Consider the following 25,026-nt stretch of genomic DNA (forward strand, 5'->3'; position numbering starts at 1 on the left):
CGGTTACTGCAATTATTTAATGCTGACGCGCGAGATCGTGCCGCCGGCAACGGTCGGCAGCTCCAGCTTGGCGCCGCGCAGGGTTGCCTGCACCACACCAGGTTTACCCACCACCAGGGTGGCCGGACCCGTGATATCAAACGTTTCCGTGCTGCCCGCCTTGACCATGCGCGAAATCAGCGGCGTGCTGCCGGGGCGGCGGATTTCCACCCAGGAATCCTGCTCCACTTTCAACACGAGCGCATTCGCGCCCACGGCAGGGGCAGCGTCGGCAGCGGGCGGCGTGGCGGCGGCCGCTGGCGCGGGGGCTGGCGGCACGGCGGCGGCCGGCACCGAAGCGGCGGCGGAAGCCGGCGCGCCCGTCTGCGTATCGTTGCCTGGCGGCGGCGGTACGGAAATCAGGGGCACGGACGGCGTCTGCACGGGCGTCAAGTCCTGGCCCGGCTTGATCAGGGTCGTTTCCACGGGGCCCACTTCCGCGTGCGATGTTTCTTTCCCCGTCTGCGAGGACAGCAGGCTGGCCGGCACATAACCGAGTTTATACGCGCCAAAGGCGGCCGCCACGACGACGGCCACGGCACCGGCGATCCAGAGGGGAGTCTGGTTCGACGAGCGCTGCGTCATCGACGGGAAGCGCGATTCGGAAAACGTGGCGGAAATCTCGCGCCGCACGGGCGCGGCCGGGTCTTGCGCCGGCGCCGGGTGGACTTCGATCATGGCCACGAGCGGCGCCGCGTCGAGACGCACGACCTTGGCATAGGCGCGCACGAAGCCACGCACCACGGCCAGGTTCGGCAAGGCCGCCATGTCGCCCTCTTCCAGCGCGATCACCTGGCGCGGCGCCAGCTTGAGCTGGTCGGCCACCTGCTCCACAGGCCAGCCCAGCGCTTCGCGCTGCGCCTTCAACTGTGCGCCTGCCAACGCAAGATTGCCCTGGGGCTGCTGCTGAGGCGTTTCTGCCCACTCTGAATTCATTGGTATCCCTGTCTCACTCATCAAACGCCCCATTTTGATAAGCAGCATATTCGGGCGAGCCGGAATGGTGGTTGCGCAAATGCGCCCCCAGGCCAGCTTCCGCACCCGCATCCCCGAGCTTATGCTGCACCTTGATCCCGAGCCACAGCACATCGGCCGTCTGGCTCTCCATTGTTGCTATCTTACCGAGCCGCTGCAAATAATAAGCCGCTTGCCGGTAATCTTGCTGTTGGTAATGCACGCGCACCAGGCCGGCGTTCGTCACTGCCACGTCCGGTGCGATGCGTATGGCGCGCATCAAATATGCGCCCGCACGCGGGTAATCGTTCAAGGCCAGGCTGCAAGCGCCCCCATTGTTGAGCGCTTTTTCCGGCGATACATACGCAGCGTCCGCCAAGGCCGCATCGAAATATGCCAGCGATTGCGCGGCGCGTCCCGTCTGGCACAAAAACAGGCCGTAATTATTGCTCAAGTCGGGATTGTGGGGCGCAAGGCGCAAAGCGTAAAGGAAATCTTTCTCGGCAGACGCAGTTTGCCGCTGTGCCGCGAGGATCAGGGCGCGCACGCCATAGGCTTGCGCATCGCTTGGCGCCAGCTGCACGGCTTGCTGCACTTCCGCCAGGGCCACGTCGAGCTGGCCTTGCGCATAATAGGCACTGGCCAGCTGCAGCCGCAGCGCGGCGCGTTCCCCGGCATTCGCCTGCCCATCCTGGGGCAAGGCGGCGCCCGCCTCAACGGGAGTGGAAGCACAGCCGACCAGCAGCACGGCCAGGCAGACAGCGGCCACAGCGAGCGAGCGTTGGTAAGCCATGCCTTCCCTCATCAGGAGCGGATCTCCACGATCTTGCCGAAATTGGCGCCAAATTTCTGTTGATACTCGGTCATCTTTTCCATGCGTTCCTGTACCCGCGTACGGTCCTTGACTTCGCCGGCCAGCTGGCCGCAGGCCGCATCGATATCGTCGCCGCGCGTCTTGCGCACGGTGGTGATGATGCCGCCATCCATCAGCACCTGGGCGAAGGCCTTGATGCGCGGGTTTTTCGAGCGGAACAGGCCCGACTCGGGGAAAGGATTGAATGGAATCAGGTTGAACTTGCAGTTCACGCCGAACTCGCGGTCTTGCACCAGCGCCAGCAGTTCGCGCGCGTGCTCGTCGCTGTCGTTGACGCCGTCGAGCATGCAGTATTCGAACGTGATGAAATCGCGCGGGGCGAATTCCAGGTAGCGCTTGCAGGCCGCCATCAATTCCTTCAGCGGGTATTTCTTGTTCAGTGGAATCAGCCCGTCGCGCAAGGCGTCGTTCGAGGCGTGCAGCGAGACGGCCAGGGCCACCGGCACTTCCTGCGACAGCTTGTCCATCATCGGCACGACGCCCGACGTAGACAGGGTCACGCGGCGGCGCGACAGGCCGTAGGCGTTGTCGTCGAGCATCAATTTCAGGGCCGTGACGGTCGGCTCGAAGTTCAGCAGGGGCTCGCCCATGCCCATCATCACCACGTTGGTGATCTGGCGTTCGCCTTTCGGGCCCGGTTCAATGCCCTTGGTGCGGCGCAATTCGAATTCCGCCATCCACAGCTGGCCGATGATCTCGCCAACACTGAGGTTGCGGTTGAAGCCTTGCTTGCCCGTCGAGCAGAAACGGCAGTTCACGGCGCAGCCGGCCTGGGTCGAGATGCACAGGGTGCCGCGGTTGTCTTCCGGAATGAACACGGTTTCCACGGCATTGCCATTGCCCACGTCGACCAGCCACTTGCGCGTGCCATCCGTCGACGTATGGTCGCTGATGATGGCCGGGGCGCGCACTTCGGCGCGCGTGGCCAGCTTGTCGCGCAGCGACTTGGCCAGGTCCGTCATGGCGTCGAAGTCGGAGGCGCCGAACTGGTGTATCCAACGTTGCAATTGTTTCGCACGAAACGGTTTCTCTCCCAACTCGGCGCAGTAGGCGATGAGTTGCGCGGGATCGAGGTCCAGCAAGTTGGTGAGGGTCGTCGTATTCATGATCTTGTCTATTCTAAAAATCCGTCCCCGCGCGCATCCGGAGCGAAAACTCCACAGCGCAGCGGGAACAGGGGGTGATAAGTTATTTCACAGATAACGCCAGGAAATAACGTTATCTAAGGCAATTAAGCCTTCAGTTCTGGGAAGAAGTAAGCGATTTCCACTTTAGCAGCTTCGACGGCGTCGGAACCGTGTACGGCGTTAGCGTCGATCGAATCGGCGAAATCGGCGCGGATCGTGCCTTTTTCTGCTTTCTTCGGATCGGTCGCGCCCATCAGGTCACGGTGGGCCAGAACGGCGTTTTCGCCTTCCAGGGCTTGGATCATGACTGGACCGGAAACCATGAAGTCGACCAGGTCTTTGAAGAAGCCGCGCTCTTTGTGCGCTGCGTAGAAGCCTTCAGCTTGTTCGCGCGACAGTTGGGTCATACGCGCTGCAACGATTTTCAGGCCAGCGTTTTCAAAACGGGTGTAGATTTGACCGATTACGTTTTTTGCAACTGCGTCTGGTTTGATGATCGACAGGGTGCGTTCGATTGCCATGTGTGAAAACTCCAATAAAAAGAAAGGTTTAAAACGGTAAATTGAGAACTCAATCAACCTTTGATTTTACCATACTCCACCCCATATCACCCAGACAGGCAGGGAGCATCTTGCCGCCCTGCACCTGTTTAATGAAATCTTAAGCTGCTTTTTTGGCAAATTCCGGCCCTCATGCTATCCTTGGACAAAGCAGTAATTTGAATTGACAACACGGAGGCACTATGAATCAGAACATGCAACGCACCTTTGATCTGTCGGGGGGCATGCAGCAAGTCCGCCACCAGGTCTTGCGCAACACTTACTGGCTGCTGGCGCTGTCCATGATCCCGACCGTGCTGGGCGCCTTCATCGGCGTGCAAATGCATTTGCCGATGCTGACCGGCGGCATGGGCTTCATCATCTTCATGGCCGTCGCATTCGGCTTCATGTACGCGATTGAAAAGACCAAGAACTCGGGCCTCGGCGTCGCCGTCCTGCTGGGCTTTACCTTCTTCATGGGCCTGATGCTCACGCCTATCCTGACGCGCACGCTCGGCTACTCGAACGGCGGCATGCTGATCATGACGGCATTTGGCGGCACGGCCACCATCCTGGCCGTGATGGCGACGATCGCCACGGTCTCGAAGCGCGACTTCTCGGCCATGGGCAAATGGCTGTTCGCCGGCGTGATCGTGCTGATCCTCGCATCGGTGGCAAACATTTTCCTGGGCCTGTCGGCACTGTCGATCGTGATCTCCATGGTCGCCATCGCCATCTTCTCCGCCTACATCCTGTATGACGTGCAGCAAATCATCAACGGCGGCGAGACCAACTACATCTCGGCCACCCTGCGCATCTACCTGGACGTGTACAACATCTTCACCAGCCTGTTGTCCTTGCTGGGTTTCGCCGGCGGCAGCCGCGACTAAGCGCTGCGATTGAAACAGCAAAAAGCCGACCCTCGGGTCGGCTTTTTTACGTCCGTCGAACCTACTTGATTCTCTCCGCCACCTCGAGCAGGCAGGCGCGGGCCCGGTCGAGGGTAGGATTATCGCGTTGGGCAGCATACACGGCGCAGGCGGAATGCGAGAATTCCGGCGCGTCGCGCACGCGGTGCAGCAAGCCCGCATCAAGGTAGGGTTGCGCGCTGCCGATGCGGAAGTAGCTGGCGCCGCCCACTTCCAGCAGGTAGACGAGGGCCAGCGGCCCCAGCGAGATCGACACGGGCGGGCTGCTCAGCTCCGGATACGCCGCCTGGTGATTGGCCGCGAAGCTGGGCCCCCAGTCCACGTACACATAGGTATCGGCATGCATCTGCCCGTCGGCGCGCGTGGTCACCATCACGAGCTTTTCCTCGGCCAGCAATTCGCTGGCCAGGCCCGGGCGCTGGGGCGGGTTGTACAGCACGGCCAGGTCCAGCGAGCCGTCATGCACGGCGTCGAGCAGGCGCGCGGGACTGTCGACCTCGGCGCGCAAGGCGATCTCGGGACAGTCGCGGCTCATGCGTATCAGCCAGTCGCCCAGCAGCGGCGGCCACAAGCTCAGTTCGCAGCCGATGCTGACGGCGTCGTCGCGCCCCGGCGGCAAGGCCACCTGGTGGCGCGCCCGCTCCCACACCTGCACCATCGTGGCCGCGTGGCGCATGAAGCGCTCGCCGGCCGACGTCAGGCGCGCGCCCGCCTTGTTGCGCACGAAGAGCTGGCGCCCCAGCTGCTGCTCCAGGGTGCGGATGCGGGCGCTGACGGCCGTCTGCGTCACGTGCATGCGCTCGGCGGCCATGATGAAGCTGCCGCAGGACGCCACTTCGAGGAAGGTCCGCGCTTGATTGATATCCATCAGTCCATGATATCAGCTGACACGCTCATACCCTCCCAGCACACCCTGCTTCGACAGCACCCACTGCCACAACTGCAGGTCGCGCGCGCGGAAAGCGCCCGCGCAGGACAGCAGATAATATGACCACATGCGGTGGAAGCGCTCGCCCAACTGGGCGGCAAAGCGTGGCCACGCCTGCTCAACATTGTCATGCCAGGCCATCAGCGTCTTGTCGTAGTCGGCGCCGAAGTTGTGCAAGTCCTCGACAACGAACAGATCGTCCATGGCGTCGCCGATCTGGCCGATCGACGGCAAGTCGCCATTCGGGAAGATGTATTTGTCGATCCACGGATCGCACGTGGAATGGCGCTTGTTTTTGCCTATCGTGTGCAGCAGGAACAGGCCGTCGTCTTCCAGGCAGCGGTGCGCCACTTCCATGAAGGTGCGGTGGTTTTTATGGCCCACGTGCTCGAACATGCCGATGCTGACGATGCGGTCGAATTTTTCATCGGTGTCGCGGTAGTCCTGCAGGCGGAAGTCCAGGTGCCCGCCGCCCGGCATGGCGCGCGCATACGCGGCCTGCTCTTGCGAGATCGTCACGCCCACGCATTGCACCTGGTATTTTTCCGCCGCATAGCGCATGAAGCTGCCCCAGCCGCAGCCGATGTCGAGCACGCGCATGCCCGGTTCCAGCCCGAGCTTGCGGCAGACCAGATCGAGCTTGGCTTCCTGCGCCTCGGCCAGGTTGCCCGCATCCTTCCAGTAGCCGCAGGTATAGGTCATGCGCGGGTCGAGCATGGCCGCATAGAAGGCGTTGCCCAGGTCGTAATGCTCCTTGCCCACCATCCAGGCGCGGCGTTCCGTCTGCAGGTTGAACAGGCGTGCATACAAGGCGTGGAAGGCCAGACGCATGGGACGCACGTCGTCGGCCACCCGGGCGCGCAGCAGATGGCAAAAGAATTCGTCGAGCTGCTGCGCATCCCAGTCGCCGTCCATGTAGGCCTCGCCCAGGCCCAGGTTGCCGCTGGCGACGGCGCGCTCCGGCACGCCCGGTTTGCGCAGCTGCATGTCCCAGGCGGCGCGGCCATTCAGATGGATATCGGCCCTGGCCAGCAGTTCGGCCGCTTCGCGTATCAGCCGCGTGTCGAGCTTGAGTTCGGTACTACCTGCTGGTGCTTGCTGTAACTGCGTCATTTGCTGCGTGTTCATGCCCTGCCGCCTCCAGATGGTTGTCGGTGCTGGCGCCGCGCCAGCCATCAAATTATCCGCCCGCCACCGCCATCTGGATAATGAAACATCATGGCCATTCATATCAAAATAATTGCTGCAAAATGATTTGAATCAATTATTTTATGGAAATATCTTATACAAGAAGCGCGCCGTAGCATGAAAAAAGCCGCCCGTAAGGCGGCTGTTCGCGACACATTTGCAGCGTAATCAAAAGTCGTGATTCGGCGGATACTTGCTATAAAAATCGTTATCCCATTTGAAGTTGGTAAACGCCACCGTCATCGATACGTCGAGCGCTTCGACGAAATGCCAGCAGCCGACAGGCAAAAACAGGATCTCGCCCGGCGCCAGCACACATTCGCGCACCTGCACGTCGGCCATCAGCGGATAGCGCCGCACGTCGATGTCGCGCCCGTCGACGGGCGTAAAACAGTGGCGCTGGTTGTACACGCGCGCCACCTCGCAGGCGGCCATGATGCGCAGGCGCTTGCGCCCTTTCACCTGCGCCATGAAATTGTTCGTCAGGTCGTGGTGGAACGGCGTCACCGTGCCGGCCGGGCCGAACCACAGAAAGCCCGTGGGGCCGCCATCCTGCTTCAGGTATTCGGGCAGCTGGCCGATATCGTCCCACAGCTCGCGCAAGGCTTGCCGGTTTTGCGAATCGTTATTCGCCGTCATGTAGAAATCGTTCGTCGCGCCGCTGCCCTCGACCAGGCTCGCGTACTCGCCGAAGGCCATCTTGCGCTTGTGGGCCACGCTGTTCATTTCGTACTGATCGTCCGCCTCGCGGCCGAACTGCACTTCCACTTCGCGCTGCGCGTAATGCGCGCGGAAATAGGCGGGACTCCACTTGGCCATGGCGGGCCAGTCGTCCATCATGCCCGTGATGATCACGGGCTGGTTGGTGGAGTAATACTCGTCGAGGAATTCCTGCGCCGTCAATTTGTCGCGGCGGGGAATCTCGGGGTCGCGCAGCTGGTTCAGCTTGCGCTGGATGTCGATCACCCAGTCGCGCTTGGCCAGGCGGTTCGACAGGCGCACGGCGCCGGCCAGATAGGGGCTGTGCAGCGCCAGCTCGATTTCGCGGCGCGCCAGGCTTTCCGCGATGCCGGCCTGTTGCAGCACCGGCATCAGCGCCGACGGATGGCTGCCCAGCATAAGGTTTTCCGCGATCCAGCTGCGCCACTCGCGGCTCAGTTCCTGTTCCGGCTGCTGTTCTTTCTGTTTGACTCCGAATGTCGATACCGCCGCCATCGCCCGTCTCCTGTTTTTTTATGTGCACAAGCGGCCGGGCAGCAATGCCGCCCGGCCGCGTCTTGCGCTACTCCAGTGTTACCGCACTTTCCACACCTCGGTCGCCAGCACGCCATTCGCATCGCCATCGAGTTCCCACGAGAACGCGCCCCGCAAGCCCTGGTCCTTCACATATTTCACCTTGGTGCCGATGACGGTCGGATCGTCATAGCTCCACCACTGGCCGCCCGCCCCCGTGTACAGGTACAGCTGCTTGGTCACGGGATGGTAGTAGCGCGTGCCGGCCTTGGCGACGAGGATTTTATAGTCCTCGATGCCCGACTCGTAGGTGCCTGGCGCCATGCCCGTGGCGGCCTGGTACAGGCCATCGCCATTCGGTCCCGGCGCCACGCCCGTCCAGCCGCGGCCATAGAACGGTATGCCCAGCAGCAGCTTGTCGCGCGGCACGCCGGCGGCAATCATGTACTGGACCGCCTTGTCGCCCACGTATTCGCGCGCCATGCCCGTCGACGGATCGGCGGGGTCGGCAAACAGCTGGGCGTTGAAGTTGGTGCTCGTTTCCCAGCCGCCGTGGAAGTCGTAGGTCATCAGGTTGATCCAGTCCATGTACTGCGAGTACAGGGCCGGTTCCGTGTTGTCGATCTTGTCCTTGCCCGCGCCGACAGCGGCCGTCAACAGGTAGCGCTTGCCGTTGGCCGCACCCAGCGCATCGAGCTGGCTGCGGAATTCCGCCATCAGCAAGGTGAAGTTGCGCTTGTCGTTCGGGCTGACCGTGTTGTACGGCTGGCCGCCGCCGACCGGATATTCCCAGTCGATGTCGATGCCGTCAAAGATGTTGGCCGCCGCGCCCACGCCACCACGGCCGCCCTGCACCGGCAGGTTGCCCTTGATGTAGATATCGATGCACGAGCGGACCATCTGCTTGCGCAGCGCATCCGTGGCCGAACCGACGGAGAAGTTCTTCGACCAGCTCCAGCCGCCCAGCGAGATGAACAGTTTCAGGTTCGGGTGCGCCGCCTTCAGTTTTTTCAGCTGCAGGAAGTTGCCCGACAAGGGAGCATCCCAGGGAATGGCCTGGCCATCGACGGTGCGCTTCGGCGTGCGGATGTAGTCGGCCTCGGCATCGCCGCCCGTGCCCGCATCCGGCGCATTCGGATTCGTCGCGCCCGGCTCCGCCTTCGTGATCATGCCGCATTCATAGCCGCCGTTTTTCGGGTAGATATTGCCGAAGGCGTAGTTGATGAAGGTCAGCTTGTCGGCCACGCCGCTGGAATGCACGTTCGCCACTTCATAGTCGCGGCCATACACGCCCCACTGCGCGAAATAGGAACCGACTTCGCGGCCCGTTGGCGTTGGCGTTGGCGTAGGTGTCGGTGTCGGTGTCGGTGTCGGTGTCGGTGTCGGTGTCGGTGTCGGTGTCGGTGTCGGTGTCGGTGTCGGTGTCGGTGTCGGTGTCGGTGTCGGCGTTGGCGTTGGTGTTGGCGTCGGCGTTGGCGTAGGAGTCGGCGTGGTGCTGCAGATTTCCTGGCTGGTCCATGGCTTGCCCGTGCCGGCGGCGCCGCTGCTGGTCGACGGGTTGTCGCCCTGCGTCCAGTAATTGGCGCGGTAATTCGTGCCCGCGTAGCTGACGGTGGCGCCCGCGCTGTAAGCCGTGCCGGCCACCCAGGCCAATGCGCACGTGCCGCCGGTTGGCGTCGGTGTCGGGGTGGGCGTTGGGGTCGGAGTTGGATTCGGTGTCGGGGTCGGTGTCGGTGTCGGCGTTGGTGTGGGAGTAGGTGTCGGGGTCGGCGTGGTGCCGCCGTCGCAGGTGCCGCCGGCGCTCCACAGGCTCGGCGTGGAGACGGGGTTCCATCCGGAACCCACGTGATCGGTCTGCGTCACGAGGGCCGTGTAGTTGGCGCCCAGGTAAGTGACGACCGTGCCGGCGTTATACGTGCCGCCCTCCTGCCATGGCACGCACGCGACGACCGCGCTGGCCGCCAGCAATTGCGAGCCGCCCGGGGCGCTGGCGTCGCCGCCACCGCCGCATGCCGCCAGCACGCCGCCGCTGGCCAGACATACCATCATGTTCCTGATTGTTTTTTTAAGTATTAAATTTTCCACGCTGTCTCCTGTTCAGGTTTGCGGAGTGCCACTGTGCTTCGTAAATAACTACCCTGTGATCTTGTTTTTTTGCAGTTGCAAGAACAGCATGCTGCTGAAAAAATAGGCGGTCAAGTGGTTTTAAAGTGGCATCAAAGCGAGCAATACCACTTCGAACAGAAAGCGCAGCGGAAGATGCAGACGGCGTGTTGTCCTACTGGACAATGAAAAAATGGCAGAGGGAGAATGGAAAAAGACGCTGGAACGGGAAAAGACAGACCAGTTTTATAACACGGTGTAAGTGGTATTGGGGGAGTTCGCCGCGCCGCTGAATGCGGCAACGGCGGGTGCCTGCCTGGCCACCCGCCGTGTTTTGAATGCTTATTGCGCCAGATCAAACACGGCCATCGACTCCACGTGCGACGTATGCGGGAACATGTTGACCACGCCCGCCTTGCTCAGCACATAACCGGCTTCCAGCGCCAGGATGCCGGCGTCGCGCGCCAGGGTCGACGGGCTGCACGAGACGTAGACGATGCGTTTCGGCATCAGGTCAGGACGCACTTGCGACAGGCCGACCAGCGCCTGGCACAGCGCCATGGCGCCGTCGCGCGGCGGGTCGACGAGGATGCGGTCGAACTTGCCCAGCGCGATCAGGTCGTCCGTCGTCACTTCGAACAGATTGCGCGTCGAGAACGATGTTTTTTCCGCCAGGCCATTGGCCAAGGCGTTTTCCAGCGCCCGCTCCGTCAGGGTGGTGCTGCCTTCGATGCCGACCACTTCGCTGCCTTGCGTGGCCAGCGGCAAGGTGAAATTGCCCAGGCCACAGAACAGGTCGGCCACGCGGTCCGTCGGCTGCACTTCCAGCAGACGCAGGGCTTTCGACACCAGCACGCGGTTGATGTGATGGTTCACCTGGGTGAAATCGACGGGCTTGAACGGCATCTTGACGCCGAATTCCGGCAGCAGGTAGTGCAATTGCTTGTCGAGCGGATAGAACGGCACGGCCGTTTCCGGGCCTTTCACCTGCAGCCACCATTGCACGCCGTATTCGTCGGCAAAGGCCTTCAGTTTCGTTTCATCGTCCGCCGTCAACGGCGCCATGATGCGCAAGACCATGGCGGTGACGTCTTCGCCGACGGCCAGCTCGATCTGCGGCATCTGGTCGAAAATCGACAGCGAACCGATCAGCGCGCGCAAGGACAGCAGCATGGCGGAGATGTGCGGCGGCAAGATTTCGCAGCTATCCATGTCGGCAACGAAAGCCGATTTCTTTTCATGGAAGCCCACCAGCACGGCGTCTTTCTTCTTGACGTGGCGCACGGACAGGCGCGCGCGGTAGCGGTAGCCCCACGTCGGGCCGTACATGGGACGCATGATGCTTTGCGGACGCACCTTGCCGATATGCCACAGGTTGTCTTCCAGCACGCGCTGTTTGATCGCCACCTGCGCCGACGGTTCCAGGTGCTGCATCGAGCAGCCGCCGCAATTGTCGAAATGCTTGCACTTTGGCGTCACGCGCATGGACGATTCGCGGTGCAGCGCCGTCATGCGGGCCATTTCCCAGTTCTTCTTTTTCTTGAACGTCACAAAGCTGACGCGCTCGCCCGGCAACGCGCCTTCGACAAACACGACCTTGCCCGGCGAGCCGTCTTCGTTCTCAATATGGCCAACGCCACGGGCGTCCATGTCGAGCGATTTGATTTCGATGATATTTTCTTGCATAGCGATCAATAGGTAAGAGTGGGCCAGGACGCAGGGCCGCGCTGGAACTTGAAAGAATGGGGGACAGGTCAGGCGCCGCGAGCGGGGCGTATGATAGCAGATGCGGCCCCGGAACTACCGGGACCGGGCGTCCTACAATAATGAGTCGCGCACGACGCCGCGTGCCGCCATGGCGCGTTTCAGTTTAATCAGCGCTTCCTGCTGGATCTGGCGCACGCGCTCGCGCGTCACGCCCATTTCCTCGGCCAGGGTTTCCAGGGTGGCCGGGTCGTCGTTGTCGAGACCGAAACGGCGCATGATGACGACACGCTGCTTGTCGGGCAGCTTGGTCAGCCAGTCGCGCACCAGCACCGTCATTTCATGGTGTTCCGCGCGCGCGTCGGGGCTGTCTTCGCTGGCGCCGGGCAGCATGTCCATCAGCGACGATTGGGGGTCGTTGTCGAGCGGCGCGTCGAGCGAGGTGGCGTGCTCGGACAGGGCCAGGATATCCTGCACCTCTTCCACGGGACGGCCCACGAGATGGGCGATGTCTTCCGCGGTGGCATCCTTGCCGTCGTGGTGCTGGGCTTCCAGGTGGTATTTGCCGCGCAATATCTGGTTCAGTTCGCGCACCATGTGCACGGGCAGGCGCACCGTGCGCGCCTGGTTCATGATGGCGCGCTCGATGCTCTGGCGTATCCACCAGGTGGCGTAGGTCGAGAAACGGAAACCGCGTTCGGGCTCGAACTTGTCGATGGCGCGCATCAGGCCGATGTTGCCCTCCTCGATCATGTCGAGCAAGACCACGCCCCGGTTGATGTAATGCTTGGCGATCGACACGACGAGGCGCAGGTTGTGCTCGATCATGGTTTGCCGGGCTTCGAAATTGCCCTGCTTGGCGAGGGTGGCGTAATGCACCTCTTGCGCCACCGTCAGCAGGGGCCGCGTGCCGATCTGATTCAGATAGTGCTGCGTGGTATCGGTCGACAGCTCGGCCGCCAGCACTTTTTTCAGTTCATCGACACTTTCGACCAGCACGCTGACGCTGGCCACCTCGCCGCCCTCGCCCGCCTCGACGGCGTCAATGCCGTCGAGCTCGCCGACATCGTCCGTCACGACTTCGTCTGCCCCGTCTTCCGGCAGTTCCGGGTCATCGTCCAGCTGGTCGTGCGGCGCGTGTGTCATTGCTTTACCTAACGGTTAGGCAGGAATTTCGAAGGGTCGACGGGCTTGCCCTGCTGGCGGATTTCAAAGTGCAGCTTCACGCGGTCGGCATCGGAATCGCCCATTTCGGCGATGGCCTGGCCTTTGTTGACGTTCTGCCCTTCCTTCACCAGGATGCTGCGGTTATGCGCATACGCCGACAATAAACTATTACTGTGCTTCACGATGACAAGATTACCATAACCACGGATTCCGCTCCCGGCATACATGACTTTTCCCGCTCCGGCGGCCACCACTTGCTGGCCCGCCTTGCCTGCGATATCGACGCCCTTGTTCTTGCCTTCGTCGAAAGTGCCGATGACCTTGCCTTCGGAAGGCCACATCCAGCTGATCTTGTCTTCGCCAGGCGCCGATGCGGCCGGGGCTGCCGCGGCGGCGGCCGGTGCGGCGGCGGCGACTGCTGCCGGTGCCGGCGCAGGCTTGGCGTCGCTGGTGCCGCCATCGGCGCGCAGTTCGGCCAGGGTGGCGTCGGAATAGGCGCGCTTCTCGCCGCGCGGGCCCGTTTTCTTCGGCACGACAGGCGCGGCCGGCTTGATTTCCGTCGATGGCGGCATGACGATGGCCGACGTTTGCGCGCCGCCCGTGTCGCCGGTCGGCGGCAGCACGCGCAATACCTGGTCGACCTTGATGTCGTTCGGGTTGCTCAAGTCGTTCCAGGCCACCAGGTCGCGGTAGTTCTGGCCGTGCTCGAGGGCGATGCGCAACAGGGTGTCGCCGCGCTTGACGGTGTAATAGGCCGGGTCGCGGTCGCGCGGATCGCTGGCGGCGGCACTGCTGCTCGTTGGGTGGCGCTCCACGACGGGCGCCTGGACGCCCGTCGTGCCGCAACCGCTCAACAGCGCGGCCAAGGTGATGCTACATAGAAGTATGTTACTTTTCTTAATCATTCGCATGTAATTGTATGTCCTGCTTGCTAGCTGATCCGGGGATCATATGGTGCCCGGGCGCAAAGGCACGAAATGGCAATCTTCCAGGGTCTGGCTGGTCCATTCCATTTTCCCCACCCGGGTAATGAGTTGTAAGTGTTGCAATTTAGCCCCCACTGGCGCAACCAGACGCCCGCCGGGCGCCAGCTGTTCCAGCAAGGCTTGCGGGACTTCCAGGCCGGCTGCGGCAAGGATGATCCCGTCGAAGGGCGCCGCCTGCGGCAGGCCAAGCATACCATCTCCGTACTGCAAGCGCAGATTCGACACGCGCAGCGGGCGCAAATTCGCCTTCGCCAGCTCGTGCAGAGGCCGGATGCGCTCGATCGAATACACCTCTTTCGCCACCAGCGACAGCACCGCGGCCTGGTAGCCGCAACCGGTGCCGATTTCCAGCACGCGCTGCAGATTGCCGCCCTGACGCATCACTTCGATCATGCGCGCCACGATGTACGGCTGCGAAATGGTCTGGTGGTGGCCGATGGGCAAGGAGGCGTCGATATACGCCTGCGACGCCAGCGCCTCGTCCATGAACATGTGGCGCGGCACGGCTTGCAGGGCGTCGAGCACGACCTGGTCCTTGACGCCCTGTTTTGCCACGCGGGCCACCATGGCCCGGCGCACGGCTTCCGAGACGAGCGGGTTTTGCCGCGGCGGCGCCACCACGGCCGGCTGCGCCCGCTCATTGGCGATGGCTTGCGCGCGCGACGGCGCGATGGCCGCGTGCGCGCCATACGGCTGCGCCACGCCGCGCGCCGCGTTCTGCGCCGCATTCTGCGTGGCCGTCTGCGGCGTGGCGATCCGGGACTGGGCCAGCGACTGCCCCCCGCCCTGCCTGGCGGGCTTGCCGGCCAGCGAATCGAGGGAAAGGGGGAAGGTACGCGGCTTGTCAGTCATAGTGAGCGCTCATGCCAGGCCTTTTGCCAGCGCATCGAGTTGGGTGGTATGGGTCAGGTCGATCTGCAGCGGCGTGATCGATACTTTTCCATGTTCAACGGCATGGAAATCCGTGCCCGGACCGCCTTCCTTGGCCGCGCCGGCGGGACCGATCCAGAAGATTTCACGGCCACGCGGGTCGAGCGCGCGGATGACGGGCTCGGCCGAATGGCGCTTGCCCAGGCGCGTGGCCGCCATGCCTTGCAATTGCTCGTAAGGGATGGCCGGGATGTTCACGTTCAGCAGATACGGTTTTTGCAGGGCGTCGAACTGGCGCTCGACGATTTCCCTGGCCACGCGGGCGGCCGCGTCCAGGTTGGCCCAGCCGAACTGCGACTGGGAAAAGGCGATGGCGGGAATGCCGAACAGATAGCCTTCCGTGGCGGCAGCCACGGTGCCCGAATACAGGGTGTCGTCGCCCATGTTGGGGCCGTTGTTGATGCCGGACACCACCAGGTCGGGGCGCTCGATGAGCATGCCCGTCAGCGCCACGTGCACGCAGTCGGTGGGCGTGCCGTTGACAAAATAAAAGCCGTTGGCCGCCTTGTGCACGGACAAGGGCCGGTCCAGGGACAGCGAATTGGATGCGCCCGAACGGTTGCTGTCGGGCGCCACCACGACGATGTCGGCGATGGGCGCGAGTGCGTCGGCCAGGGCTGCCAGGCCTGGCGCCAGGTAACCGTCGTCGTTACTGATAAGAATTCTCATAACGAGATTTTACCTGAAGCAATGCCCACACTGCGCATGCCGCACACCGATAGGCAGCATTTTTTGTGCTGCCGTGCGAACATGGCGCGCAGCCTCAGCGCTGCTCGATGCGCGCTTCCGACAACGCTCCTTCCAGCGCCTGCACTTCATCTTCCTGCAAGGCCAGCAAGGCATTCAGGTCGCCTTGCAACTTGTACATTCTTTTCAGCTGCGCCATGCCGCGCCGGCGCAGCTTGCCCGGCACACCGGGGCGCAGCAGGCAGGACTTCAAATGTTCGGCCAGTTCGCCCGCCTGCGCATACTGTTCCCGTTCGATCATGCCTTGCAACATCGAGACCATGCTGCCCAGGGTGTCCGGTTCGGCCACGTCGTGTCCGCTGGCGCGGCCGGCCAGGATGGTTTCCTGCAAATGCCGCGCCCCGTCCAGCACGCTGTCCGCATGCCCCGTGACGGGCGCATTCAACAGCCGGTCGCTGCCGCTGAGCACGGCGTCTTCCAGCAGGCGCGCCGCCTCGCTGTCGCCCTGCTGCTGCAGGGTACCGGCCAGCTGCTTCTTGCTGTGCAAGGTGTCGAGGTGGTCTTCGCCCAGCAGGCGCGCATGCACTTCCAGCACCTGCTCCTGCACGCTGCGCGCCGCATCGAGCTCGCCGCGCCGCAGCAGCGCCTCGGCCAGCTTGCGCTGGCTCATCAGGGTTTCCGGATGGTCGAGCCCGTGCGTGCGTTCGCGCGCCGCCACCTGGTCTTCGTGCAGCTGGCGCGCGCCGGCCCAGTCGCCCTGCCCTGCCACGATGTCGGCCAGCAAGTCGCGCGTGGCCAGGGTGGCCGCATTGTCGCCGCCCAGGCGCCGCTCCTGCGCCTGCAACACGGCAACGAGCAGGCGCCGCGCGCCTTCCAGGTCACCTTCGCGCCCCAGCGCCTGCGCCAGGGCCAGCTTGCTGCGCAAGGTATCGCCATGCTCGGCGCCAAACAGGCGCTCGCGCGCCGCCACCACCGTGCCCAGCACTTGCTGCGCCTGCGCCAGCCGGCCCATGCGCAGCAAGGTGGCCGCGCGGCCATCCATCGCTTCCAGGGTCAGCGGATGCTCGCCGCCCAGCTGGCGCGTATAGGTGGCCAGCACCGCATCCTGCAGCAGCAGCGCCGCCGCCAGTTCGCCCTGCAGCAACAGGGTTTGCGCCAGGCAGGCGCGGGCGGCCAGGGTGTCGGGATGCTCGCTGCCCAGTACGCGCTCGCGCACGTCGACCACGTCTTCTTCCAGGAAGCGGGCTTCGTCGAGCTTGCCCAGCTGGCGCAGCAGGCGCGCCATGCCGCTCTTGCACGCCAGGCTGTCGGGATGCTCCTCGCCCTGCAGGCGCACGCGGATCTCGACGCTCTGGCGAAAGGCGTCGAGCGCCTGCGCGCTGCGCCCATCCTTGCGGTACAGCTCGCCCAGGCGGGCCAGGTCGCGCGCCAGCGGCAGGGCCACGGCCCGACCCGGTTCGGCCTGCAAAGCCTGGCGCGCTTCGCTGATGGCGCCCAGCAAGGCGATTTCACGGCTCGACTGCCACGGGAAGTAGCCGCCCGTCAACCAGTGCAAAAACGCTTCGAAGGTGCGCGTGAGGGAAAAGCGGTCGCCGCCCTGGTCGATGCGCACGGCCAGCTGCTCGCCATAGGCAAAGGTTTTCGTCTGCTGCAGCTGGACTTCGTCGAAATAGCTGTCGAGGGCGATCTGCGGCAAGCCGTAGGAAGTGCGCAGCAGGCGCTCGAACATGGGCTGGAAGCCGGCGATGCCCTTGTGTACATCGCCGCGGCGCCACTCGGCGCGCTGCGCCCCATCGCCCATCTCTATGCGCGAGGGCAAGGGGTAGACGAGCAGCGGGCGCTGTTCGTCTTCATGGCTGCGCCGGTACTCGATGGCCCGCGTGACGAGCGCGTCGACGCCTTCCAGGCTTTGCCGGTTCGGCGTGAAGACCACCACCAGCTTTTTCGGCAGCAAGGTGGTGCAGATGCCGGCGCTGTCCGTGCGGCCCGTGCGCGAATCGACGAGCACGTAGCGGAAATGCTGGGCCAGGGTATCGGCGAAGCAGCGGAACAGGGCCGGGCACGTGTCGAACAGCTGATCCCAGCGCATCTGCGCCAGGCGCTCGCTGTAGCTGGCGTCGAAGCGTCCCGCGCGCATCAGGTACAGCGGACTGCCCTGGTCGACGCGCACCACGTACTGCTGCCAGTCGATGGCGTCGAGCACGCGCTGCGCCAGCGCCGCATCTTCGCGCCCACCGCCCTGTCCGCCGGCGCGCCCGCCCGGCGTTTCCAGGCTGATGCGTTCAAGCTGCTGGCGGCACGCCTCGAAGAACTCGAGCACGCCCGGTCGCTCCTCGTGCTGCTCGAAATAATGGTGCAGGCCCGGCGCTTCCATGTCCCAGTCCAGCATCAGCACGGGCACGCTGGCGTTTTCACGGCGCGCCAGCAGGACGGCGATGTTCGACAGAGCCATGGTGCGGCCGGTGCCGCCCTTGTAGGAATAGAAGGTGACGACTTCGCCAGGGGCGCTCAAAGGCGGCAGGGAGAGGCGTTGGCATTCCATGACAGGACCTTTTACGTGATTAACGCGGAAAGTGGGGAGGCGGAATGGCGCGCCATTCCGGTGGAATATCGGGCAACACGAAACGGCTGCAATCGTGGCCGGGCGGTGTCGACCGCTTGAGCAAGTGGTAATGCGTGGCGATGCGCTGCACGATGCGTTCGATGTCGGGCAGATATTGGGGGTTCGATTTCAGGTCGCCGCTGGCCAGGGTATAGCCGGAAAAATCGACGTACAGTCCCGATTCCGTGATTTGCGGCGGCAAGCCGTCCGGATGGCGCGTCATGATGATGGGGATGATCAGGTGGCTGGGCAGTTCATACCAGGCGCGCCGCTCCTGCTCGATCAGCTGCATGGCGGCAAATTCACGCCGCGTGTAGCCGTGCGCTTCATATTTGGGCGTGTACAGCACGATCATGCAGACGCTCTGGCACATGGCGCGCGCCACGCGCAGGTCGATATCGTCGCCGCCGCCCAGTTGCTCGCTGTCGATGAACAGGACTTCCTCGCGGTCGAGGTGCGGTTCCAGATAGCACGCCAGCGCCTCGATGAGGTCATTCTTGAACTTGTTCATGAACGCATATTGGCCGTGTGCATAACTCAAGAAACAGCCGTAGCGGATCTCCATGGCATCCCCCTGTTCCCCGTGCGGCCCTGCCATCGCCGCGCCCTGGTCCTGCAAGGCATGGGCTCACTGTAGACTGCCCGGCAACAGCCCTATTTGCGCTGGCGCAAAGATGTGTCTGGCGTCCTGGACACGCGTCACAATGCCAGAAACTGGCGCGATCGCGCCGCTTTCTGGCATACCGGGCGCGCAAGCGGGCGCCGCGCGAAAAACGCTACTCGCTTGATAACAAAGGGAAATATGCCGGCGCGCGGATGGCGCCGGCAAGCTGAATTTAAGCGCCCTTGGCGGGCAGGTTGCGGAAGAACTCCACCACTTCGGCGGTATCGCGCGTGCGCTTGAACGGCGGCAGGCTTTGCCAGATGCGCTTGCCATACGGCTTGGAAATGAGGCGCGGATCGCAAATCATCAGGACACCCCGGTCGCCTTCGTCGCGGATCAGGCGGCCCGCGCCCTGCTTCAGGTTGATGATCGCTTCCGGCAGCGAATGGTGCATGAAACCATTCTTGCCCTGCTTTTCCATCACTTCGATGCGGGCCGCCAGCACGGGATCGTCGGGCGGCGCGAACGGCAGCTTGTCGATGATGACGAGCGACAAGGCATCGCCGCGCACGTCGACGCCTTCCCAGAAGCTCTGGCTACCGATCAGCACGCCATTGCCGGCCGCGCGGAACTGGTCGAGCAATTCCGTACGGCCCCGGTCGCCCTGCACGAACAGGGGGAAGTTCAAACCGCGCTGCTTGAATTCGTCGGCCAGGCGTTCGGCCGCGCGCTTGACGGCACGCAAGGTCGTGCACAGGAAGAAGGTGCGCCCGCCCGCCGCCTCGATGATGGGCAGGGCGCAGTCGATGACGGCGTCCGTGTAGCCGAGCGAGTTCGGCTGCGGCAGGTTTTGCGGCACGAACAGCAAGCCTTGCTGGCCATAGTCGAAGGGACTTGGCCACGTATGCGACGGCTCGCCCGTCAGGCCCATCTGTTCGGAAAAATGCTTGAAGTCGTTTTTCACGGCCAGGGTGGCGGACGTGAAAATCCAGCTGCGCGGCGTGCCTTCGCGCTGGTTGTTGAAGATCGGCGCGATCGACAGCGGCGTCTTGTGCAATTGCAGGGAGCTGGAAAACGCTTCCACCCAGAACACGGCTTCTTCGCCGGCCGCCACTTTCGCCTTCGGATCGAACTTCCAGCCGCTCAGCTGCTGCGCCAGCTCGACGCCGCGCACGCGGCACTGCTCCAGCGTTTCCGCCCGTTCCGCCTGGGTTTCCAGCACGGCCACCATGCCGTCGAGCTCATCCTTGAGCGTATCGAGCGCGGGGAAAAAGTCGCTCGACGGGGCGATCTGCGGCAGGGACATGCGCACGATATCTTGCGGGAAGGTCAAACGCAGGTCGCGCGCCGCCTTTTCCACCACCGTGACGGTCTTGGCCCAGTCGATGCCGCGCGCGTGCGCGAGGCCCTCGGCCAGCACGTCGCGGCACAGTTCCAGGATTTGCGAGGTCGACACCGTGTTACCGAAGAACAAGGTCGCCGTATCGGGCAGCTGGTGCGCCTCATCGAAGATGATGGTATTGGCCGACGGCAGCAATTCCGCCACGCCCGTGTCTTTCAGGGCCACGTCGGCAAAGAACAGGTGATGGTTGACCACCACGACGTCTGCCTGCTGGGCTTCCTTGCGGGCCTTCATGACGAAGCAATCCTGGTAATACTGGCACTCGGCGCCCATGCAGGTGTCGCGCGTGGACGTCACCAGGTTCCAGATCATGGCGTTTTCAGGCACCTTGGCCAGCTCGGCCTTGTCGCCGGAACTGGTCATCTTGATGAAGCGCGAAATTTCCCGCAAATGGCCCACGTCGTCGCGCGACGTCATGCGGCCATTCTGCAGCGTGCGTTCCAGGTGGTAATGGCAGACGTAGTTCGAGCGGCCCTTGAGCAAGGCGACGGAAACGGGCGCCTGCAGCGCGGCGCGCACGGTGGGGATATCGCGCAGGAACAATTGATCCTGCAAGTTCTTCGTGCCGGTGGAGACAATGGTCTTGCCGCCCCACATCAGGGCCGGCACCAGGTAGGCGAAGGTTTTACCGGTGCCCGTGCCCGCCTCGGCGATCAGGGTCGTCTGGCTGTCGATGGCGCTGGCGATGGCTTTCGCCATTTCCGTTTGCGAACGGCGCGGCTTGTAGCTGCCCACGGCCGGACCGAGCGGGCCGCCGGCGCCGAACAGGCGCTCGATGTCGGCATCGTGCTTGCCGGGCGCCGCCTGCGGTTCGGCTGGCACATCGGCTGGCAAGGCAGCAGGCTGGCCATCTTGGCTTGCGGGCAATAAATTGTGATCGGTCAAAATATACTTAGGTGAAGGCTGGACTGGACGCTACTGGCGCCCCTCAGGCGGGAACGTCGGGCACCAACTGCATTTTCAGCAAGGTGATGTGATCCTTCAATTGCAATTTGCGCTTTTTCAGGCGGCGCAGCTGCAGCTCGTCATGGTGGCCATCGAGTATCAGCAACTCGATGACGGCATCGAGGTCGCGGTGTTCCACGTTGAGTTCAATCAGGCGCCGCTCTATTTGCTGTGCATCGCTCATGTGTTGCGTTCCAGGCAGTGTTGGTAACAGTGTTGGGAAACCGGCGCACGCAGCGTACGCAGGCAGCCATGGTGCGTAGTTTAACCTGCCGCGCGCCTTAGGGCACGCCATTTCCGGCATTCCCCTGCGCGGCAGTGTTATTTGGCCGGCGGCACAGGCACAGCGGCGGCCGGCGTGCCGGCGGCGGCAGCGGCCGCCTTGGCAGCCTTGGCCTGCGCCTCGGCCTGGCGTTCGGCCAGGCGTTGCGCCACCCGCTTCTGGCGCGCCTCGGCATCCGCCTGTTTTTTCGCATATTGCGCTTCACGGGCCGCGCGGCGCGGCGCGTCGGCGGCGTCGGCGGCAGCCTGTTTCGCCACCTTCGCCGCTTGCTCGGCCTCGCGTTCGGCTACGCTCTTGCCTTGCGGCTTGGGCGGCGCCGGCTCGGGCGTGACCACTTTCACGGGCTTGGGCACGGCTGCGGCGCGCTGCTCGGCATCGAGGCGCGCACTTTCCTGCGTACGGGCCAGCTCGATATCGCGCAGGCGCACGGACTCGGCCCGCTTGAAGTAATTGGCTTCCGCGTCGATGGCGCGCAGGCGCACGAGGATCAGGCGGCGCTTTTCCTTGGCCTTGTCGAGGCAGTTATTCACGAAAAACTTGTCGTAGCACTCCAGTTCGCGCGCGGCAAACTCGTTCTCCGCCGCCTCGCGCTCGCTGGCCGATTGCTTCAGCTTGGCGTCCGCTTCTTCCACGGACAGGGTCGCGGGCACCTGCGGTACGCCGACCTCGTCCAATGCCGCCGCACCCTGGTGCGCGCAGGCGGACAACGCCAGGACCAGGCCCAGCGCCGCACCCAGCTTGTATAGTGTATTTGCCATCATGTTCATTATCCCTGCCTCAAACGATCGCGTCGGCCGCGCCGCGCTGTTCTTTTTCCATGTATTCGCGCGATTGCATCTCGATGATACGCGAAACGGTGCGGTGAAACTCGTTGGCCAGCATGCCGTTCGTGTACAGCTGCTCCGGCGGCACTTCGGCCGACATGATCAGCTTGACCTTCTGGTCGTAAAACACGTCGATCAGCCAGGTAAAGCGGCGCGCCTCGGACGACTGCGCCGCCGACATGGCCGGTATGCCGGACAATATCACCGTATGGAAGCGGCTGGCGATTTCCAGGTAATCATTTTGCGAGCGGGGACCGCCGCACAGGGTGGCGAAATCGAACCAGATGATGCCGCCGGCACGGCGCAGGCAATGGATTTCGCGGCTCTCGATACGGATGCGCGCGTCTTCGTCGGCCGTCTCGGCGATGCGCGCGTAGGCGTCGCGCAAGGCCTTGTCGGTCTCCGCACCGAGCGGGGTGTAGTAGCTTTCCACCTGTTCCAGCGCGCGGCCGCGGTAATCGACGCCGGCGTCGACGTTCATCACGTCGAGTTTTTCCTTCAGCAGCGCGATGGTCGGCAGCATGCGGTCGCGGTGCAGGCCGTCCGGATACAGCAGGTCCGGATCGTAATTCGACGTCATGATGAAGGACACGCCATTGGCGAACAGGGCCGACAGCAGGTTGTACAGGATCATCGCGTCGGCGATGTCGGAGACGTGGAATTCATCGAAACAGATGAGGCGGTATTTCTTGGCGATGCGCTTGGCCACCTCGTCGAGCGGGTCGGCCACGCCTTTCAATTCGTCGAGCTGCTGGTGCACGCCGCGCATGAATTCATGGAAGTGCAATCGCGTCTTGCGCACCAGGGGCACGACCGAGTAAAAACTGTCCATCAGGAACGATTTGCCACGCCCCACCCCACCCCACATGTACACGCCTTTCGGCACGGCGGGACGGTTCAGCAGGCGCTTGAAGGTGCTCGAGCGCTGGCCCTTGTAGGCCACCCACTCGTCATAGCACAGCTGCAGGCGGTCGACCGCGCGCCGCTGGGCGGCATCGGCCTTGAAATCACGCTTCTGCAGCGCGTGCTGGTAAAACTCTTCTACGTTCATGGGATTCGCTTTAACGCACAAGGGCGCCGGCGGAAAAAATCCGCGAGCGCCCCTGCAGGACTAACTACAATTAAAAGTTCAACGTGCGCTTGTCAATCGCCAGTGCCGCTTCCTTGGTCGCTTCCGACAGGGACGGATGGGCGTGGCAGATACGCGCGATGTCTTCGGCCGAAGCCTTGAATTCCATCGCCACGACGGCTTCGGAAATCAGTTCGGAAGCCATCGGGCCGACGATGTGCACGCCGAGGATTTCATCGGTGTTCGCATCGGCCAGGAATTTCACCATGCCCGAGGTGTCGCCCAGCGCGCGCGCACGGCCGTTGGCCATGAACGGGAAGGTGCCTGCCTTGTAGGCGACGCCTTCGGCCTTCAGGGTTTGCTCGGTCTTGCCGACCCACGCGATTTCCGGCGAGGTGTAGATGACCCAAGGAATCGTGTTGAAGTTGGTGTGGCCATGCTGGCCGGCGATACGCTCGGCCACGGCAACGCCCTCTTCTTCCGCCTTGTGCGCCAGCATCGGGCCGCGCACGACGTCGCCCACCGCCCACACGTTCGGCAGGTTGGTCTTGCAGTCGCCGTCGACGGCGATGAAGCCGCGCTCGTCCAGCTGCAGGCCGACCTTGTCGGCACCGAGGCCGTTGGTGTTCGGCGTACGGCCGATCGAGATGATCAGCTTGTCGAACACGGCTTTTTGCGCTTCGCCCTTGGCGTCCACGAATTCCACGGTGACGTCTTTCTTGCCTGGCGTGATCGCACCGATCTTGCAACCGAGATTGATCTTCAAGCCTTGCTTGGTGAACAGCTTCGACGCTTCCTTGGCGATCTGCTCGTCCACGGCGCCCAGGAAGACCGGCAAGCCTTCGAGCACGGTGACGTCGGAACCCAGGCGGCGCCATACGCTGCCCATTTCCAGGCCGATCACGCCGGCACCGATGACGCCCAGCTTGGCTGGTACGGCGTCGATGGCCAGTGCGCCCGTGTTCGACAGGATCAATTTCTCGTCGAATGGTGCGCCCGGCAGTTCGCGCGCGTTCGAACCCGTGGCGATGACCACGTGCTTGGCGCTCAGGGTTTCGTTGGCTTCGCCCGTCACGCTGATCTCGTACGCGCCAGCGGCGGCGGCAGCGAATGCGGCGCGGCCGTGGAAGAAGGCGATCTTGTTCTTCTTGAACAGGTACAGGATGCCGTCGTTGTTTTGCTTGACGACGGTGTCCTTGCGCTTGAGCATCTGGCCCAGGTTCAGCTTCAGGCCGGCGACGTCGATGCCGTGCTCGGCGAAGCTGTGGCCCGCGTGTTCGAAATGCTCGGACGATTGCAGCAGCGCTTTCGACGGGATGCAGCCGACGTTGGTGCAGGTACCGCCAGGAGCGGCGCCGCCCTTGGCGTTCGACCACTCGTCGACGCAAGCGACGGAAAAGCCCAGCTGCGCTGCGCGGATGGCGGCGATGTAGCCGCCAGGGCCCGCACCGATGACAACTACGTCAAATTGTTTAGTACTCATGTTTTGTTATTCCAATCTCTTCGTCTGGTACGAAAATCCACAATAGAAGGTAAATCACCACGCCGAAGCCGAAGGTCAATGTAAACAGGACGAAGACGAGGCGCCAGATCCACGCATCCATGCCGGAAGCGCGGCCAAGGCCGCCGCAGACGCCGCCGAGCCAGCGGTCGTTGCGCGAACGGCGCAGGCGGTTGAATTCCTGCACCAGGTCGTTCGACGGAGCGGCAGCCGCACCGGCATTGGCGCCGGAAGTGCCGTCCGGCTTGTCCAGGTTGATACTGCTCAGGAGCTTGGCTTTCGCTTGCGCGAATTCCGCGTCGCTCAGGGCGCCCGCCAGGTGCAACTCGTGCAGACGCTTGATTTCTTCAGAGATGTTCATAGGAATCCTCTTTCATTGAGATCAGCCAGCTGCGTCTTCTGGCAAGG

22 protein-coding genes are annotated in these 25,026 nt (G+C 63.3%); 1 reads left to right on the top strand and 21 read right to left on the bottom strand.

The genetic code is table 11. The features are described 5' to 3' along the window. Window positions 1-12: 12 nt before the first annotated feature. The 4 genes from CLU90_RS10625 to ndk form a co-directional block, all read right to left on the bottom strand. Complete coding sequence (locus CLU90_RS10625; RefSeq protein ID WP_332870862.1) at window positions 13-921, bottom strand: helix-turn-helix domain-containing protein; 909 nt, start codon at window positions 919-921, stop codon at window positions 13-15. Between the two features lie 67 nt (window positions 922-988). Beyond that, a complete protein-coding gene (gene pilW, locus CLU90_RS10630; RefSeq protein ID WP_232731157.1) occupies window positions 989-1,786 on the bottom strand; it encodes a type IV pilus biogenesis/stability protein PilW in 798 nt (265 codons plus the stop codon). An 11-nt stretch (window positions 1,787-1,797) separates the two neighbouring features. Beyond that, window positions 1,798-2,973, bottom strand: coding sequence for a 23S rRNA (adenine(2503)-C(2))-methyltransferase RlmN (rlmN, locus tag CLU90_RS10635; protein WP_092710317.1), 1,176 nt, complete (start codon window positions 2,971-2,973; stop codon window positions 1,798-1,800). A 125-nt stretch (window positions 2,974-3,098) separates the two neighbouring features. After that, window positions 3,099-3,515, bottom strand: a complete 417-nt coding sequence (gene ndk, locus CLU90_RS10640; RefSeq protein WP_070223377.1) for a nucleoside-diphosphate kinase — start codon at window positions 3,513-3,515, stop codon at window positions 3,099-3,101. Window positions 3,516-3,736: 221 nt separating this feature from the next. Here ndk and CLU90_RS10645 point away from each other — a divergent pair, with 221 nt between their 5' ends. Next, window positions 3,737-4,423 carry a Bax inhibitor-1/YccA family protein gene (locus tag CLU90_RS10645; protein ID WP_034752039.1) on the top strand — a complete coding sequence of 229 codons (687 nt, stop codon included), beginning with the start codon at window positions 3,737-3,739 and terminating at the stop codon, window positions 4,421-4,423. Window positions 4,424-4,484: 61 nt separating this feature from the next. On the opposite strand, the gene CLU90_RS10650 is transcribed toward CLU90_RS10645, so the two are convergent. The 17 genes from CLU90_RS10650 to CLU90_RS10730 form a co-directional block, all read right to left on the bottom strand. After that, window positions 4,485-5,330, bottom strand: a complete 846-nt coding sequence (locus CLU90_RS10650; protein ID WP_092710320.1) for a LysR family transcriptional regulator — start codon at window positions 5,328-5,330, stop codon at window positions 4,485-4,487. A 12-nt stretch (window positions 5,331-5,342) separates the two neighbouring features. Further along, the gene (gene cfa / locus CLU90_RS10655; RefSeq protein ID WP_100429430.1) at window positions 5,343-6,503 is read right to left on the bottom strand and encodes a cyclopropane fatty acyl phospholipid synthase; all 1,161 of its coding nucleotides are present in this window, start codon (window positions 6,501-6,503) and stop codon (window positions 5,343-5,345) included. 243 nt (window positions 6,504-6,746) lie between these two features. Then, the gene (locus tag CLU90_RS10660; RefSeq protein ID WP_100427899.1) at window positions 6,747-7,793 is read right to left on the bottom strand and encodes a cupin-like domain-containing protein; all 1,047 of its coding nucleotides are present in this window, start codon (window positions 7,791-7,793) and stop codon (window positions 6,747-6,749) included. Window positions 7,794-7,871: 78 nt separating this feature from the next. After that, complete coding sequence (locus tag CLU90_RS10665) at window positions 7,872-9,860, bottom strand: glycosyl hydrolase family 18 protein (RefSeq protein WP_442906688.1); 1,989 nt, start codon at window positions 9,858-9,860, stop codon at window positions 7,872-7,874. A 396-nt stretch (window positions 9,861-10,256) separates the two neighbouring features. After that, on the bottom strand, window positions 10,257-11,600 hold the full coding sequence (gene rlmD / locus CLU90_RS10670; RefSeq protein ID WP_100427900.1) for a 23S rRNA (uracil(1939)-C(5))-methyltransferase RlmD: 1,344 nt from the start codon (window positions 11,598-11,600) through the stop codon (window positions 10,257-10,259). A gap of 132 nt (window positions 11,601-11,732) precedes the next feature. Then, a complete protein-coding gene (rpoS, locus tag CLU90_RS10675) occupies window positions 11,733-12,764 on the bottom strand; it encodes an RNA polymerase sigma factor RpoS (RefSeq protein WP_092710331.1) in 1,032 nt (343 codons plus the stop codon). Between the two features lie 8 nt (window positions 12,765-12,772). Then, window positions 12,773-13,690, bottom strand: a complete 918-nt coding sequence (locus tag CLU90_RS10680; RefSeq protein WP_100427901.1) for a peptidoglycan DD-metalloendopeptidase family protein — start codon at window positions 13,688-13,690, stop codon at window positions 12,773-12,775. A gap of 42 nt (window positions 13,691-13,732) precedes the next feature. Continuing rightward, a complete protein-coding gene (locus CLU90_RS10685) occupies window positions 13,733-14,623 on the bottom strand; it encodes a protein-L-isoaspartate(D-aspartate) O-methyltransferase (RefSeq protein WP_092710337.1) in 891 nt (296 codons plus the stop codon). 9 nt (window positions 14,624-14,632) lie between these two features. Next, window positions 14,633-15,370 carry a 5'/3'-nucleotidase SurE gene (gene surE, locus CLU90_RS10690; protein ID WP_058049368.1) on the bottom strand — a complete coding sequence of 246 codons (738 nt, stop codon included), beginning with the start codon at window positions 15,368-15,370 and terminating at the stop codon, window positions 14,633-14,635. A 94-nt stretch (window positions 15,371-15,464) separates the two neighbouring features. After that, a complete protein-coding gene (locus CLU90_RS10695) occupies window positions 15,465-17,930 on the bottom strand; it encodes a tetratricopeptide repeat protein (protein ID WP_100427902.1) in 2,466 nt (821 codons plus the stop codon). A 19-nt stretch (window positions 17,931-17,949) separates the two neighbouring features. Continuing rightward, the gene (locus CLU90_RS10700) at window positions 17,950-18,555 is read right to left on the bottom strand and encodes a toll/interleukin-1 receptor domain-containing protein (RefSeq protein WP_034752049.1); all 606 of its coding nucleotides are present in this window, start codon (window positions 18,553-18,555) and stop codon (window positions 17,950-17,952) included. A gap of 271 nt (window positions 18,556-18,826) precedes the next feature. Beyond that, on the bottom strand, window positions 18,827-20,881 hold the full coding sequence (locus CLU90_RS10705; protein WP_442906689.1) for an ATP-dependent DNA helicase: 2,055 nt from the start codon (window positions 20,879-20,881) through the stop codon (window positions 18,827-18,829). A gap of 43 nt (window positions 20,882-20,924) precedes the next feature. Beyond that, window positions 20,925-21,125 carry a YdcH family protein gene (locus CLU90_RS10710; protein WP_034752051.1) on the bottom strand — a complete coding sequence of 67 codons (201 nt, stop codon included), beginning with the start codon at window positions 21,123-21,125 and terminating at the stop codon, window positions 20,925-20,927. A gap of 137 nt (window positions 21,126-21,262) precedes the next feature. Continuing rightward, on the bottom strand, window positions 21,263-21,985 hold the full coding sequence (locus tag CLU90_RS10715) for a hypothetical protein (protein ID WP_139178159.1): 723 nt from the start codon (window positions 21,983-21,985) through the stop codon (window positions 21,263-21,265). A 16-nt stretch (window positions 21,986-22,001) separates the two neighbouring features. Next, window positions 22,002-23,099 (bottom strand): cell division protein ZapE, encoded by a 1,098-nt coding sequence (gene zapE, locus CLU90_RS10720; protein ID WP_092710347.1) that lies wholly within the window; start codon window positions 23,097-23,099, stop codon window positions 22,002-22,004. 70 nt (window positions 23,100-23,169) lie between these two features. After that, window positions 23,170-24,600 (bottom strand): dihydrolipoyl dehydrogenase, encoded by a 1,431-nt coding sequence (gene lpdA, locus CLU90_RS10725; RefSeq protein ID WP_100427903.1) that lies wholly within the window; start codon window positions 24,598-24,600, stop codon window positions 23,170-23,172. Beyond that, the gene (locus CLU90_RS10730) at window positions 24,590-24,979 is read right to left on the bottom strand and encodes a PspC domain-containing protein (protein WP_092710354.1); all 390 of its coding nucleotides are present in this window, start codon (window positions 24,977-24,979) and stop codon (window positions 24,590-24,592) included. The genes lpdA and CLU90_RS10730 overlap by 11 nt, the downstream gene beginning before the upstream one ends. Between the last annotated feature and the right edge of the window lie 47 nt (window positions 24,980-25,026).

The organism is Janthinobacterium sp. 67, assembly GCF_002797895.1.
Classification (GTDB): Bacteria; Pseudomonadota; Gammaproteobacteria; order Burkholderiales; family Burkholderiaceae_D; genus Janthinobacterium.